The 14,626-nt window shown below is 37.9% G+C and carries 22 protein-coding genes; 20 read left to right on the forward strand and 2 right to left on the reverse strand.

All coding sequences use genetic code 11. The annotated features are described in order from the left end of the window. Positions 1–15: 15 nt before the first annotated feature. From DWX43_RS07835 to DWX43_RS07925, 19 genes are all read left to right on the forward strand, one after another. Positions 16–411, forward strand: a complete 396-nt coding sequence (locus tag DWX43_RS07835) for a hypothetical protein (RefSeq protein ID WP_118619927.1) — start codon at positions 16–18, stop codon at positions 409–411. Then, positions 404–1,270 (forward strand): type II CAAX endopeptidase family protein, encoded by an 867-nt coding sequence (locus tag DWX43_RS07840; RefSeq protein WP_118619928.1) that lies wholly within the window; start codon positions 404–406, stop codon positions 1,268–1,270. The genes DWX43_RS07835 and DWX43_RS07840 overlap by 8 nt, the downstream gene beginning before the upstream one ends. Before the next feature lie 83 nt (positions 1,271–1,353). Beyond that, positions 1,354–1,770, forward strand: coding sequence for a DUF3795 domain-containing protein (locus tag DWX43_RS07845; protein ID WP_118619929.1), 417 nt, complete (start codon positions 1,354–1,356; stop codon positions 1,768–1,770). 12 nt (positions 1,771–1,782) lie between these two features. Then, entirely contained in the window at positions 1,783–2,451 is a 669-nt protein-coding gene (locus DWX43_RS07850; RefSeq protein ID WP_118619930.1) for a class I SAM-dependent methyltransferase, read from the forward strand. A 71-nt stretch (positions 2,452–2,522) separates the two neighbouring features. Then, on the forward strand, positions 2,523–3,128 hold the full coding sequence (locus DWX43_RS07855) for a helix-turn-helix transcriptional regulator (RefSeq protein WP_118619931.1): 606 nt from the start codon (positions 2,523–2,525) through the stop codon (positions 3,126–3,128). Positions 3,129–3,240: 112 nt separating this feature from the next. After that, the gene (locus DWX43_RS07860; protein ID WP_118619932.1) at positions 3,241–3,924 is read left to right on the forward strand and encodes a phosphatase PAP2 family protein; all 684 of its coding nucleotides are present in this window, start codon (positions 3,241–3,243) and stop codon (positions 3,922–3,924) included. Beyond that, positions 3,906–4,397 (forward strand): aminoglycoside adenylyltransferase, encoded by a 492-nt coding sequence (locus tag DWX43_RS07865; RefSeq protein ID WP_118619933.1) that lies wholly within the window; start codon positions 3,906–3,908, stop codon positions 4,395–4,397. The genes DWX43_RS07860 and DWX43_RS07865 overlap by 19 nt, the downstream gene beginning before the upstream one ends. A gap of 83 nt (positions 4,398–4,480) precedes the next feature. Next, entirely contained in the window at positions 4,481–4,840 is a 360-nt protein-coding gene (locus DWX43_RS07870; protein ID WP_118619934.1) for a hypothetical protein, read from the forward strand. A gap of 82 nt (positions 4,841–4,922) precedes the next feature. Continuing rightward, positions 4,923–5,111, forward strand: a complete 189-nt coding sequence (locus DWX43_RS07875; RefSeq protein ID WP_118619935.1) for a hypothetical protein — start codon at positions 4,923–4,925, stop codon at positions 5,109–5,111. Between the two features lie 175 nt (positions 5,112–5,286). Then, positions 5,287–5,709, forward strand: coding sequence for a GNAT family N-acetyltransferase (locus tag DWX43_RS07880; protein ID WP_118619936.1), 423 nt, complete (start codon positions 5,287–5,289; stop codon positions 5,707–5,709). Between the two features lie 33 nt (positions 5,710–5,742). After that, a complete protein-coding gene (locus DWX43_RS07885) occupies positions 5,743–6,075 on the forward strand; it encodes a DUF3795 domain-containing protein (protein ID WP_109730603.1) in 333 nt (110 codons plus the stop codon). A 4-nt stretch (positions 6,076–6,079) separates the two neighbouring features. Beyond that, positions 6,080–6,574: a GNAT family N-acetyltransferase gene (locus DWX43_RS07890; protein ID WP_109730602.1), complete on the forward strand. Its 495-nt coding sequence runs from the start codon at positions 6,080–6,082 to the stop codon at positions 6,572–6,574. 19 nt (positions 6,575–6,593) lie between these two features. Further along, positions 6,594–6,890 (forward strand): DUF6064 family protein, encoded by a 297-nt coding sequence (locus DWX43_RS27305; protein WP_243099279.1) that lies wholly within the window; start codon positions 6,594–6,596, stop codon positions 6,888–6,890. A gap of 86 nt (positions 6,891–6,976) precedes the next feature. Continuing rightward, positions 6,977–7,693 (forward strand): hypothetical protein, encoded by a 717-nt coding sequence (locus DWX43_RS07900; RefSeq protein ID WP_118619937.1) that lies wholly within the window; start codon positions 6,977–6,979, stop codon positions 7,691–7,693. Positions 7,694–7,751: 58 nt separating this feature from the next. Further along, the gene (locus tag DWX43_RS07905; RefSeq protein WP_118619938.1) at positions 7,752–8,645 is read left to right on the forward strand and encodes a carbon-nitrogen hydrolase family protein; all 894 of its coding nucleotides are present in this window, start codon (positions 7,752–7,754) and stop codon (positions 8,643–8,645) included. 65 nt (positions 8,646–8,710) lie between these two features. Then, positions 8,711–9,064 carry a DUF4299 family protein gene (locus DWX43_RS07910; RefSeq protein WP_109730598.1) on the forward strand — a complete coding sequence of 118 codons (354 nt, stop codon included), beginning with the start codon at positions 8,711–8,713 and terminating at the stop codon, positions 9,062–9,064. A 68-nt stretch (positions 9,065–9,132) separates the two neighbouring features. Then, the gene (locus DWX43_RS07915; RefSeq protein WP_118619940.1) at positions 9,133–9,708 is read left to right on the forward strand and encodes an N-acetyltransferase; all 576 of its coding nucleotides are present in this window, start codon (positions 9,133–9,135) and stop codon (positions 9,706–9,708) included. 75 nt (positions 9,709–9,783) lie between these two features. After that, positions 9,784–10,245 carry a hypothetical protein gene (locus tag DWX43_RS07920; RefSeq protein WP_118619941.1) on the forward strand — a complete coding sequence of 154 codons (462 nt, stop codon included), beginning with the start codon at positions 9,784–9,786 and terminating at the stop codon, positions 10,243–10,245. A gap of 85 nt (positions 10,246–10,330) precedes the next feature. Next, positions 10,331–10,864, forward strand: coding sequence for a GNAT family N-acetyltransferase (locus tag DWX43_RS07925; protein ID WP_182440649.1), 534 nt, complete (start codon positions 10,331–10,333; stop codon positions 10,862–10,864). 59 nt (positions 10,865–10,923) lie between these two features. Here DWX43_RS07925 and DWX43_RS07930 read toward each other — a convergent pair whose 3' ends face one another. Together DWX43_RS07930 and DWX43_RS07935 are read right to left on the reverse strand one after the other, a co-directional pair. Further along, positions 10,924–12,936, reverse strand: coding sequence for a beta-galactosidase (locus DWX43_RS07930; protein ID WP_118619943.1), 2,013 nt, complete (start codon positions 12,934–12,936; stop codon positions 10,924–10,926). A gap of 131 nt (positions 12,937–13,067) precedes the next feature. Beyond that, positions 13,068–14,261 (reverse strand): AraC family transcriptional regulator, encoded by a 1,194-nt coding sequence (locus tag DWX43_RS07935; protein ID WP_118619944.1) that lies wholly within the window; start codon positions 14,259–14,261, stop codon positions 13,068–13,070. 187 nt (positions 14,262–14,448) lie between these two features. Between DWX43_RS07935 and DWX43_RS26915 the strand changes: the two genes are divergently transcribed. Further along, positions 14,449–14,610, forward strand: coding sequence for a hypothetical protein (locus DWX43_RS26915; RefSeq protein ID WP_181368624.1), 162 nt, complete (start codon positions 14,449–14,451; stop codon positions 14,608–14,610). Positions 14,611–14,626: the final 16 nt, after the last annotated feature.

A 14,626-nucleotide genomic window follows, 5' to 3' on the forward strand; every position in this document is an offset into this window, starting at 1 on the left:
CAGAGGACAAGGCGTATGAAGAAAAGAATCGCGTTAATCATTGCTGCAATATTCATTGTAATTACAGGGTGGATTGTGATAAACTGGGGCTTCCGGGACGGAACGGATGGTGCCCGGGATGATCTCAGAACAGGTGGTGAGTATGACCACTTATATCATTCTTATGCACAAATAGTGGCTAAAGAGGATACTGATAAAACAATGACGGTAAGGCTGAATCAGGAAACCGATGATTTTTCATCTGATGAGCTGGTATTGGACTGTTCAAAATCAGGTCTGGATTTTTCAAAATGGGAAATCGGGGAAGATATCACATTTTATTATTTTAAACCGGTAGATGAGACTTCTAATGTGAGAATTGAAGATATAATACCGGATCAGAATCTGCAAGGAGCAGTAAAAGATGGATAAACTATTTAGTACACCTGCAAAAGTAACTACAAAACAAGCCATAGCAACTGTAGTATTGGCTTATGTTTCTCTTATCATATCACAGCTTGCCGCTGTATTAATCGGTCAGGCTGTTACAGTAATTGGATTACCTGATGCAGTAGGAAGTGCTGTTTCAGGGGTATTATATATTGTCTTTGCGTTTCTCTGTGTTTCGGTCATATGTAAGAAAGTAATTCATCTACCTGTGGGGGCATGCAGGATAACAAAACTGTCTGTGAAGCCGGTCTGGTGTATTTCAGCAGTCATCTTACCTGTTTTAATCGCCGGAGTATATTTTCTTATGGCCGGAAAATGGGAAATCACGCCTATGGACACAGGTGAGATTTGTTATACAGTAACAGATGCTGTAATTTTTTATGGTGCGGCTGCCGGAATTGTAGAAGAGATAATCTTCAGAGGGGTTCTGATGACTGCTTTAGAGCGGCGCTGGAATAAATACGCCGCGGTTATCATTCCATCTGTTATCTTCGCTTTATCCCATCTTATAGGGGCAGATCTGGATTTTATCAGTATCTTTCAGCTTTTGGCGGCAGGCACTATTGTCGGTATTATGTTTTCTTTCATTACATACGAAAGCGGTAATATTTGGAACAGCGCAATTGTACACAGCCTGTGGAATATAATAATTGTCGGCGGTATTCTGCATATCGGTGTGGAACCAAATAGATATTCCCTGTTTAACTATGTGCTGGACAGCAAATCATTTTTTATAACAGGAGGAGATTTTGGCATTGAGGCATCTGTAATTGCCATCATTGGATATGTGGTTGTTTCCATTCTTGCCTTCATTTTGATAAAAAGGACAAAGAAGGGGTAAGGTTATGGAAAGGAAGTATGGCGTTGGATTTTTAGAACAAGTGATGCAATCAGGTTCAATATGTGACACGAAGGGAGAATCGAATGAAAATGCCAGATGAGTGTATTGACACTATTATGTTTGCCCCTTGTGGGATGAACTGTAAAGTATGTTATAAACACTGTTATCATAAAAAGCCATGTATGGGTTGTCTGAATAGTGATGAAGGCAAACCTGAGCACTGCCGTAAATGTAAAATAAAAGACTGTATGAAAGTGAAAGGATACTCATATTGCTTCGAGTGTACGGACTATCCATGCAAAATGATTAAAAACCTTGAGAAAAGTTACAACAAGAGATATCAGGCAAGCCTTATGGAAAATAGTGAATTTGTTCGAAACAACGGGCTGGAGGTGTTTATGAAAAATCAGAAAGAGAAATATACTTGTCCAAAATGCGGAGGCATTATCTCTATTCATGATAGAGAATGTAGTGAGTGTCAGGAGAAGATAGAATACTAGGAGGCCTTATCATTGAGTGAAAATATATCTGCTTTTACTTCAAAAGAATATGATATGAAAATCAAACAGACACTTCCATATTATGATGAATTTTACCAACAGGTAATTGATTTAGTTAAGTCATGCAATCTCAATGCATTACATTGGCTTGATGTAGGATGTGGGACTGGTAAAATGGCTGAAATAGCTTTTAAAAATATTGAAGTTGAGAAATTCACTTTTTGCGATTGTTCATCTGAAATGCTTGAAATTGCAAAAGAACGATTTCCCTATCCAAATACAGAATTTATCCTATGTGATATTCAGGAATTAACAAATTCTAATGAGTATGATGTCATAACTGCAATACAGGTAAATCACTATTTGCAGAAAGAAGAGCGCAGGAAAGCTGTTCAGAACTGTTACCAGTCATTGAGAGAAAATGGTATATTTATAAGTTTTGAAAATTTTGCACCATTTAGCGAGTTGGGGAAAAATATATATTTGGAAAAATGGAAATTATATCAGATGGAACAAGGGAAAACGGCTGCAGAAAGTGATGAGCATATAAGCCGTTACAACCAGAACTATTTCCCCATTACTTTAACAGAGCATTTAAAATTGCTTCGTGACTGTAAATTCAGAGTTGTAGAGATATTATGGATATCTAATATGCAGGTTGGCATCTGGGGAATGAAATAGATTTATAGTTATGATACATATCCCGGTTTTATTAGACTGGAAAAATTGAATTTGTGAAGGAGACAACCCCATTGGAGTTTAATGAAAAATTGCAGGAGCTTAGGAAAAACAGAGGAATGACGCAAGAAGAGCTTGCAAATGAATTATATGTTTCGAGAACAGCAATATCTAAATGGGAGTCTGGAAAAGGTTATCCCAATATTGATTCATTAAGGGCTATATCAAAGTTTTTTTCAGTATCACTGGATGATTTGCTTTCGGGTGAAGAAATATTAGATGCTGCTGAGACGGAACTTAAGACTAAAGTTCATAAATTAAAAGACATTGTTTTTGGCACATTGGATTGCAGTTTGATTATGTTCTTCTTTTTACCTTTTTTTGGTCAGGAAAGAGGTGGTGTAATCGAAGAAGTGTCTCTTATAAACTATACAGAGTGTGAACCATATATTAAAGTTCCATATATGATAGGGCTGATTTCTATTGTGCTTTGGGGATTTCTTACTTTGGCATTACAGAATTGCAATAATCGTATTTGGCTACAGAATAAGTCAAAGATATCCCTCTTACTTAGTATTTTACTAACTATGTTTTTTATAATGAGCACAGAACCATATGCTGCAGTCTTAACATTCTTATTTTTGATTATTAAGTCAATAATGCTTATAAAATGGGCATGACACGAAGCGTATCGTTGATGTGACAGTCCAATTCTTTAATATTTTCATTGCTTTCGTTAGGATGTTTTCAGGCAGACAGCCAAATATCAAAACGAAAAGAGGAAGTATTAAGATGAACAAGTACAAGAAAACAAATTTGTGTATCACATTGACGGCGTTAATTGCATTTTTATTATGGACCCTTGCAGTCACTAAGTTTGATCTGCAGGCTATCGGTCCACAAAAATCTATTGTAGGATTTGCCAGCTTGAACGGAGCCTTTCACGATTTTACGGGTGTTCACATGTGGCTTTACGAAGTTACAGACTGGCTGGGACTTGTTCCGGCCGTATTTGTATTAGGTTTTGGCTTACTCGGATTGGCTCAGTTAATAAAACGAAGGAGTCTCTTTAAAGTGGATTCTGACATTCTTATTTTAGGTGTGTTTTATATTCTTGTTATGGCAGTCTACATTCTATTTGAAGTGTTTGTAATCAATTATAGACCTGTTCTTATTGCGGGAAGATTAGAGGCATCCTACCCTTCGTCAACGACATTACTTGTGTTATGTGTGATGCCGACGGCTATTATGCAGCTGAGAAAGAGAATTAACAAACCTGTAGTGAAAAACGTAGTAACTGTTATTATTTCATTATTTATAATATTTATGGTGATAGGAAGACTGGTGTCAGGTGTACATTGGATGACAGACATTGTCGGAGGCGTACTGTTAAGTACATTCTTGGTTATGCTGTATAGTTATACTGAAAATATTGAAGCTCTAAAGGGGAGAATGGAATGGACAAAAAAGAAATAACAACTAAAGAAGATTTACTAGCTGTCATCAATATGATGGAAAATACAGGTATAGTATATTGGATTGATGGTGGATGGGGTGTTGATATATTGGCAGGAAAACAAACAAGGGTTCATAGAGATATTGATATAAATTTTGATGCTCAACACACAGAAAAATTGTTAGACCTGCTTATTGAATATGGATATAAAGTAGATACTGACTGGAAACCTGTTAGAATTGAGCTTTATAGTGAAAAGTATGGATATTTAGATATACACCCATTTGTTTTGAATGAAGACGGAACTTCAAGACAAGCAGATTTAGAAGGTGGCTGGTATGAGTTTGACAAAGACTTTTTTGGTAAAGCTGTTTTTGAAGGAAAGACAATTCCATGTATATCTTTAAAGGGGCAAAAAATCTTTCATTCAGGCTATGAATTAAGAGATAAAGACAAGCACGATATCTCAATTCTTGATAGTATATTAAAATAATTCATAACATTGCAAAGCCTAATTTATATGGTGTCCTAAGTAGAACACATTGATTGCAGTAATAGATAAAGAAGGGAATTATAATGGAAATAAATAAGAGGAAAAACCATCTATCCCGCATTGAAGTCACTTTCATTATGCTTCTTTTTGCTATGTGCTTAACGATGAATGTGTTCTTTTGTAGTTCTAATAATCCTTATGAATTATTAGATAAGACAACTGGAATTGAGACATGGACAATTTCAGAAAGTAATGCTATTAATGGGGATGGAGAAACTATATCTAAAAATATATGTACACCCCCTGTAATTGCAGCTATCCCAAAGGGAATCAGTCTGTTTCTTTTTCTTATAATTGCCTTTCTGTTTTTCTTTTCAACCCTATTTATATTATTACCTGATGGATGGACATTAATTAACCAGAAGGTACGTCTGGATAATTGAATCAATTCCTTTTCAAATCATGGATAAAGGATAAATGCGTCCTTTTTTATGCAAAAGCAGAGATTGAATTGGAGGAATATGATTGAAGAAAAAAATATATAAATTATTTCTCATCCTAATGGTGAGCCTGTCCCTGACGTCAGGTCCCGTAGCACAGAATGAGATACGCAGAGTGCTTGAAGCACTTTCGGGAACTGGTGAAGCACAGGTTCAGGAAGTGGATGACGAAGAGTCTGAAGAAATAAAAAAGCGTAAGATGGATATTGGATAATAAAATAATTTATAGTGATATTAGCTAAAAGAAATGGTAAGATAATAAGTAAGATGAGGTGACGAAATGAAAGAATATAATCCCCATATTCAATAACAGAAAATATCTGAAAGTGCAAAAAATAGATGACGAATCCCAGTTTGTCTGGAAAAATTAAATTTGCAGAGGAAGTGATATGATAAGAAAAGCAACCGAAAACGACCTTAACACGATAATGAATATTTGGCTGAGCACCAATATAAGCGCTCACAATTTCATACCCGAAGAGTATTGGCACAACCACTTTGAAGATGTGCGAACTGCCATATCCTCTGTAGAAGTATATGTGTTTGAAGATGGTGTAATAAAAGGATTTGTAGGATTAGCAGAAAATTATATTGCAGGAATTTTTATGAAAGAAGAGTTTCAATCAAAAGGTATCGGCAGGAAACTTATTCACTTTTTGCAGAGTTTTAAGTCAGAACTTGTTTTGAATGTATATGAACAAAATAAGAATGCAGTTAGATTTTATGAAAAGCAGGGTTTTCAAATATCCCAAAGGAACATTGAAAAAGAAACGGGTCAGATGGAATTTCAAATGATATGGAAGAAAGCTTAATTCAAAAATTAAAATTGTAGGAGGTACATAATTATGAAGAATAAGATTGCATACTGTGGATTGGACTGTGAAAAATGTGATGCATATATTGCAACGATCAACGATGACCAGGCATTGCGTGAGAAAACTGCAAAACTTTGGGCTGAGTTAAATGATGCGCCCATTCTGCCTGAACATATCAACTGTGAGGGGTGTCGTGCTGATGGAGCAAAAACTGTATTTTGTGATAATTTTTGCGGTGTTCGTCAGTGCGCATTGAAAAAAGGTGTGACGACATGCGGTGACTGCCCCGACATGGAAACGTGTGAAACGGTTGGAATGATTTTCTCAAATAATCCAGATGCTCTGAATAATCTGAAGGGATAGAATAATGAGAATCGAAACAGAGCGACTTAATATTATTGCACTTACCCCAGAGCAGCTTGAACTATGGACGTATAACATTAGAAAGCTTGAAAAGGAACTACTATGCTCATATAAGGCGGAACCTATGGAGGGATTGTTTCGTGAAATTGTATGCGGACAAGTAGAAAAGGTTCAAAAAGACCCAGTAAATTACCTATGGCACACTTTTTGGTTTGTTGTTAAAAAGTCGGATCATTGTGTGGTTGGATCAATTGATTTTAAAGATGTTCCTAACAGTGATGGAGAAGTTGAAATAGGTTATGGCTTAGGGCGGGATTTTGAGCATAAAGGTTATATGACAGAAACGGTTCAGTCGTTTTGTAATTGGGCTTTGAAGCAGGATGAAGTAAATCATATTATAGCTGAAACAGATGTTGATGGTGCTTCATCGCAAAGAATTCTAATAAGATGCGGTTTCAAAGAATATGCCAGAAAAGATACTATATGGTGGAGGTTATAGATTTGAAGTTGTAGAGGTAATGGAATGGACGCAAGGGCATTTTGAACTGTTATCGGAAACTATTAGGTATCGTTTTTTTGCATGGTATGGAACAGAGCCTATTCAAAAATATTTTGCATTCCCACTATATTTATTGTGTGGAGCTTTGTTTTTATTTGAAAGCTGGAATAACAGAAATGATGTGATTAAGAAGCCAAATATGTTACAAATAGTATTATTGTCATTCTATTTGTTCTATCCGTTTGTTTCCTTATTTTTAGGGAACTCTTTTCCCAAAATGGTAACATATATTATGCCTTGTCCTATTTGTGAATGAAATGAGGCAAACACAAAAGAAATATTGATGATTTATTTCCGTATGTATAGCATAACGTATCTGATCAGAAATCAAGGGGGGACATAATGGGAAAAATAAAAGCAATATGTTTTCTATGTTTAAGTATTTTTTGTGCATTTTTATGTATTTCCTGTAAGCAAGAGAAAAACACTCTGAATTTTACGGGTAAAGAAGATGAGAAACAAGTATATGATAATATTTCGGCTGAAGATATTGGTCATGTTAATCTGAGCGGGAATGCCAAATCTATTATCGTAAAACAAGGTGTAAATAAATATTTTGAATTTAATAATGCAGACTTGAACAAGGATCATAAATATGAAGTTCGTTATGAGAAGAATGATGATACGCTTGACATAGACATTTGGATGGAAGATCCTGAGGCCGATAATAATGTTCTTGGCTCTTTCGTTATTTACATACCTCGGAAAGAATTTGAAAAAATTGAAACAACAGGGGAATTTGGTCAAATTCATTTTGAAACATTAAATTCAGATGTGTTAGTACACGCCAACAAATCAGTTTTAGTTCTTGACCTGGAGGCGGATCAATTGGATCACAATATTACACTTGAGGGTTCCGAAGCAAATGCATTTCGGGAGGTCTCTGTTTATTTTGATAAATTACCGGATAATGTCAGAATGGATCTAAACACGGTTCAAGACGGTACAGTAAATGGTCCGCAGAGCATACTGAAACAGAACAGGTTTGAATCAGGTTCAGGGAAACCTGTTATTAGTATCAATAATACAAAAGATATCAATATTTACGTAGAAGATTGAAACAGTCTATTAAGTTAAAAAACCGGAATTTGTAAGTATGACTATTTGCGGAGGAAGCATGGACAGATTAAAGATTGCACTGGTACAGCAAAAAGCAGTGGCGAATGACAAAAATGCTAATTTGCAATTAGCAATCCAATATGTTTTAGAAGCCTCGCATATGGGGGCAGACCTTGTTCTATTCCCGGAAATGTGGTCCAATGGATATGCACCGCCATTTGAGGATGCTTTTGATAATCCACTTCGTACTGGCTTTGATAAAGAACGTGCCTTATGGTTAGAAGATGCTGTAGAAATTGAAAGTGAATATGTTCAAGAGTTGAAAAATATTGCAAAGGAACTACATATTGGTATTTGTGCCACATATCTCTCTAAAACCACATCAAAGCCACAAAACACGGCAATTATTATTGATAGAAATGGCGAAGTCATTTTAGAGTATGCCAAGGTGCATACTTGTGATTTTTCATTGGAAAAATTACTTCAAAATGGAGATGAATTTAAAGTTTGTGAATTTGACGGGGTACAGATTGGCGTAATGATTTGTTACGATAGAGAATTTCCGGAAAGTGCAAGGGTGCTTATGCTAAAAGGTGCGGAGATTATTCTTGTCCCCAATGCCTGTGACATAAATCCGGCAAGGAAGAATCAACTTAGTTCGAGAGCTTTTGAAAATATGACAGGCGTTGCTATGGCGAACTATCCTGCGGATAACTGGGGGCAGTCCTGTGCCTTTTCCCCAATTGTATTTGATAAAGATGGCAGCTATCTTGATAACACTATCATCGAGGCAACCGATGTTTCGGAACAGATTTTAATCGCTGAATTTGATTTGGATCAAATCAGGGCTTATAGAAAAACTGAAACCTGGGGCAATGCGTATCGGAAACCACAGGCATATACGGATTTGTTGAGTAAGGAAGTAAACGAACCGTTTGTGCGCATCAAATAAAGTATAAGGTGGATCTGATAAATCTCAGTATGTCTAAAAACTTGAATTTAAGAAGGGGATTGATTATGGGATTATTTGATAAGTTTAAGAAAAAAGAGACTAATAATTGGGAAAATGCGTATATAGGAAATCCAAACTTTTACAATGGAAAAGATAATAAGCCATTTGGTGCCTTTGCACTAACAGAAGACACTTTAACTTCTTTTCCTAAAAATCCAAAATCATTGTATAAAGTTAATAATACAGAAGTTAATGAGTGGAAACTAATGCTTGTCAGCACAACGAATAATGGAGTTTTAGGAGATATAGATTATTATGAGGCAATAAATAAACTTATGAAGTTTGTTATTGATGAAAAAGATAATAATATACTGATTAGAGGGTTATCATTAGAAGAATTAAATCAAATATTAAAATAATGTAATTTGGGGTTTGTGTCTTAAAGTGTGAGATGAAATTACTAAGAATATAGAAAGGGAGCAAATCGTTGAGAAATGATATAATAATACGACGAGAAACACACAAAGATTATAAAGAAATTATTTCACTGATTTTACGTTCATTTAATGAAGGAACCGATTATTCGGATGGAACAGATATTATTGCTCTAATAGAAGAAATACGTGACTCGGAATATTATATTCCCGAATTATCATTTGTTGCTGAACTAGATGGCAAATTAGTAGGTCATTTTCTTTTTTCCAGATTTCCAATATCTGCAACACCAAATGGAGTACATATTGATGATAGGGAAGAAAAAAATATCGTTATGCTTGCACCCGTAGCCGTTCATGCAGACTACTTGCATCGGGGAATTGGCTCTGCAATGATTACCCAGGGCATTGAAAAAGTTAGAAATGCGGGTTATAAAGGGATTACAGTTGAGGGCGATTATCATTTTTATAATCACATTGGATTTAAAACATCTTCAGAGTTTAACCTTTTTCCAACAAGTGGGATACCGATGAAAGAGCCACGCTGTATGATGTGTCAAGAAACTTATGCTGGAGCATTGAAAAATATAAAGGGATATATTGTTTATGATATGTATTTCAATGCTTGAAACAAATCCCGCTTTATCTAAAAGAATAATTTGAATGGTAATAGGGATTACCTATTGCAGCAGGAGGATTGTCATATGAGGGAATTTTTAGAAGCGCTGATAAGTGAAAAGAAGAATGATGCCCTGCCAGAAGAATTTGATTATTTTGGGAAGTTTATAGGCAGTTGGGAAATCAATTATATTGAAAGTAACAATCCATGTCCAATTAAGGGGGAATGGCATTTTTCATGGGTCCTTGAAGGTATGGCAGTACAGGATGTTATCATTCTGCCGGATTATGAATACGGAACATCACTTCGTATCTACAATCCGAATACTCATGCATGGGATGTAGCTTATGGTTATACGGGAAAGATAATACGGCTTGAAGCAAGAAAAGAAGGAGAAATGATTGTTCTTACATACACGGGCGATGAAAAAAGAAAATGGGTTTTCGTCAAGATTGAGGATAATAAATTTCATTGGCAGAATATTACTGTAAAAGATGATGGAGAATGGCATATAAATGCGGAAATATATGCCGAACGTATTAAATAGTCATAGCTTGTAGTATATCAACTACCTGTGTACAGAACAGGAAAATCCGCATTATTACACAAACGCTGACATAATGGAGTTAACAATGAAAATTAAGACAAATAGATTAATTTTGTGTCCGCTTGGGACAGAATACCTTGAGACGACACATGTATATGCTTCAGATATCGAAAATACGAAATATATGGTGCATATGCCGAAAGAGACATTAGATGAAACCAGGGAATTTCTCATAGCGTGTGAAAAAGAATGGCAGCAGCCAGAACCTCTTTTTTATGAATTTGCTATACTGATGAATAAGATACATATCGGAGCTGTCAGCATATATCTGAATGAAAAGCGGGACACAGCGGAACTTGGCTGGATATTAAATCCGGCATATCATAATTGTGGATATGGGAGTGAAGCGGCGGCTGCAGTTATGAATTTTGCGAAAGAAAGATTAAATATTTGCCATTTTGTTGCGTATTGCGATACAGAGAATGCCGCAAGCCGAAAGGTTATGAAAAAATTGGGACTTCTGCAAACGAGCTGTTCTGGCGGGAGGCAGAATAGGGGATCAAGTGAAGAACGACAAGAGTATATGTATGAGATGTATGCAGAATCTATCGGGGAATGAAAAAACACTCCCCGATACTGTTTCTAAATTTCTACTTTAAAGATGCGCTGTCCGTTTTATTATCCTTCCAGAATCTTCACACCCCAGGCCGGAATAGAAATGGTGTCCCCTGTCCGGACTTCTTCTTTGGTCAAAAGGTCTGTGCTGTCTGAAAATTCATGTGTTACAACTTGTTTTTCTGCTGAATAGTTAAAATAAAAGTACACATTTTTTCCAAAATCATTGATACCCTGACGAACAATAAGGGGGAATTTTTTCTCGGATAAACTTGGAATTCCTGCATTCTTAAGTGCATCTGTGAGCAGATTCTCCAATACACCCTGCGCCGTCATGCAGCCGATATAATATGCGGTTCCGTTTCCGTAATGGTTCTTTGTTACTGCCGCATACTGCCCCCAGTTATAATGTTCATAAGAAGCCATAACTTCTGCGCCTTCTGATATTAACAGTTCCATGAATACCTTTGCCTCTGTGTCGTGTTCGTGATCTGTAATTCTTCCCGCGAGTCCGACATTTTTCGGAAATGTGAACTGATGGTAACGGACTCCGAGACAGTCTTTTAAAATATGCGGCTGGACATCGTAGTTTACTTTCAGATTCTCATTGGCAAAGGCCGTCTTAAACGTGGTGACCATACTGCCGCCGTTTTTCACATACCGGTCTAATTTCTTCAACAGTTCATCCGGCGCCGCATAAAGTGCGGGCACAAGAATCAACTGGTACTGGCCGAAGTTATCTGATTCAGGCCAGATGAAATCGCACTCCACATTCATATCGTAAAGTGCATCATAGAGCCAGCGGACCACATCGTTATACCATGTGTTTCCCGGGCCCGCAGCGGAGGCTTCTATCCCGAACCATTTTAAAGCGGTCAGTGCCTCATTGCTGACAAGGATCGCAGTCTTGTTTTTCTTTTTCAGGTTTACCAGATGGCTTCCGATTTCCCTGAATTCTTTCCCGATGACACAGGCCTCCCTGTAAGTCTCATTTTCTTCGAAATCATGACTTAAGAGTCCTTTCCAATACGTTTCGAAGGAGTTATGAATGGAATGCCAGTGCCAGTACATGACACTGTTAGCCCCGGAAGCTATGTGGCTGTAGGCCTGCAGACGGAGCTGTCCCTTATAGGGGGTCCAGCCCGGGAATCCCTGGGCCTCTGTCTCTAATACCAGATAATTGTCTTGTTTTAGTGATCTGGTCATATCGCCGCCAAAGGCAATCTCGGTGCCGGTCAGTCCATCCTGTGAGGGATGATAGATATCCGCTCCTGCAACGGTAAGGCATTTTGACGCTTGATAATGATTGACATCCGGCTGAACTCCAAAGGAATATCCGCGCCATTCGAAATCAAAATTATGGGTAAGGAACTGATCCTTTCTGCGGTACTCATTTACAATATCCGTCTGCCATCCCAGAAATTCATCTACCAGCGTTCTCTGGAATTTTTCAAATTCGGCACCGAGACTGCCGTTGACGGTTCCGCGTACATCCGGAAAATCCTCCCACGCGTTGATGCGGTTGCTCCAGTAATCCAGCCCAAACTCGGTGTTCATCGCGTCCAGATCATCGTGAAACTTGTGCCGGATGTATTTGACAAATCTCTCCTGCACATTATTTCCGGCTGTCCCATAATACTTTGTTTCATTGTCAATTTGATAGCCGATGACACATTTCCTGTGTGCGGTATGTTTCATTAGCTCCCGGATGACTCTTTCGGCAAAGTACAGGTAGACCGGGTGGGTAATATCCATAATCTGCCGGGCTCCGTAAAGCCCCCTGCCGTTTACCGTGGTGGCGATAACGTCCGGATAGGATTTTACCATCCATGTTGGAACTGCATATGTTGGTGTTCCGATAATAACGGAAATTCCGGCCTGTTCCATGACATCCATTACCCGTTCTACATGTGTAAAATCGAATGCCCCTTCCTGTGGCTCACATGTGCTCCATGTGGATTCCGCTATCCTTACCACATTAATACCGGCCTTTTTCATCATTTCAACATCTTTGTCCAGCCTCTCGCAGGGCATATACTCATCATAATATGCGGTGCCAAATAGAAGTTCTTTCATACTTTTCCTCCTGAACTATTGTAGCTGCTATACTTGGCCTATGGCCGTGAGCAGTAACCTGTTTTATGATCTTATAATAGTACAAGAAGGTTAGATGATATATCATGAATTTTAGCTGAATATCATGAATTTTAGCTATTTTTAGAAGCGCCATACTTTGCTCTGTATTTTGTTGGTGTCATCCCTGTCTCTTCCTTAAATACCCGCCCAAGGTGGCTTTGGGAACAAAAGGATAAATAAGACGCGATATCCTTCACTTCATATTCCGAATAGCGGAGCAGGTTTTCGGCGAGACGTACCTTTTCTCTGCGTATATATTGCTGTATCGTGATCCCCTCGACCCGCCGGAACAAATCAGAAAGATAGGCCGGTGAAACACCTGCCTTATGCCCGATTTCGCCGATCCTGATGTCACTGTGGAGATTTTGAAAGATATAATTCTTTGTCTTTTCGATCAGTGGATTCTTCTCTTTTTGCGTGTGGACCCGTTCCACCTGTTCCGCAAATTCATACTCTGCTTTTCGCATTACTGTCTCAATCGCGGCAATATTCGACATCTCCTCGATTTTTAGTATAAACCCGTCAACCATTGAAAATGCTTCTTCCGGCAGCATACCTCCCTCAATGGCCGCCCTGGAGGCCAGAGTAAGGACACAGATGGCTATGTTTTTAGCCTGACGAACTTCATTAAGTGACAGCTGGCCTACTTCGCCCCGGTATGTTTCCAGCAGGCTGCGTCTTAGCATTTCTTTATCACCGCGGCGGATACTGTCCAGTTCTCTTTGTTCCTGATCATAAGGATTATGGGGCATCTCCCGTTCCTGATGGGAAAAAATCACTTTTTGCACACTTTCCCTTGCCTCTCCTATTTTCGGCCCATGAAGGTTATTTTTCTCCCACAATTCATCAAAGGAGAGTTCTCTTCCTGTCAGATAATGATAGATTGCCAGTATTCCGGCGCTGAACACTTTGATCTCACAATATGCAGTCTGATGCCCTGCTTTGCTGCTTACAGAATGGGCTTTCACCATAAAAGCATCAAGCTCTCTGGCTGGCTTTAAGATACTGACCGGGCCAATGATTAATTTCAAATTTTCCATATCCATTACGGCATAAACTACGGAATCGAACTCACAGTAAATAACCGGGTATTCCTTACTTTCATGGCTGGCCAGATATTTCAGAAATGGAGCGTTCGTGTAAAGTGGATTCGACTCTGGTGCCAGATCTCCGAAACACTTTTCAATCTTATAATCTCTGTTTACGAGGCAGATATTACAGTGTAGTATGCTGACCCACTGATTCAGTAAAAATTCCCGGTTCATACTCTTATCCTCCTTGTTTCTAATTGTTATCTCATGTTAAATATCTTACTACATTGTTAAGGCAAATACTATCCCTGCCGGATTGGATAGTCAACAGGAATAAATTATAAGTGGATTTATTTGTTCAAATGGATTATAATGTGTTACAGGTATGTAGCAACGTAAGATAAATTGGGAGGAAAAAAGAATGCTTAAGAATATTGTGCTGGCTGTCGCGCTGATTTGTTCATGTATCTATCTGATACTGTTTTTTGTGAATAATCCGAAACTGAATGTATTGGCGAATAAGGTTCAGAAGCCGTTCATCATTATAAGTGCAGCTTTGTTAGTCATATATATCATATTGTGATGTCATCCCCGCGTGG

It is taken from the genome of Clostridium sp. AF19-22AC, from assembly GCF_003479085.1.
In the GTDB taxonomy this organism is placed as follows: Bacteria; Bacillota; Clostridia; order Lachnospirales; family Lachnospiraceae; genus Faecalicatena_A; species Faecalicatena_A orotica.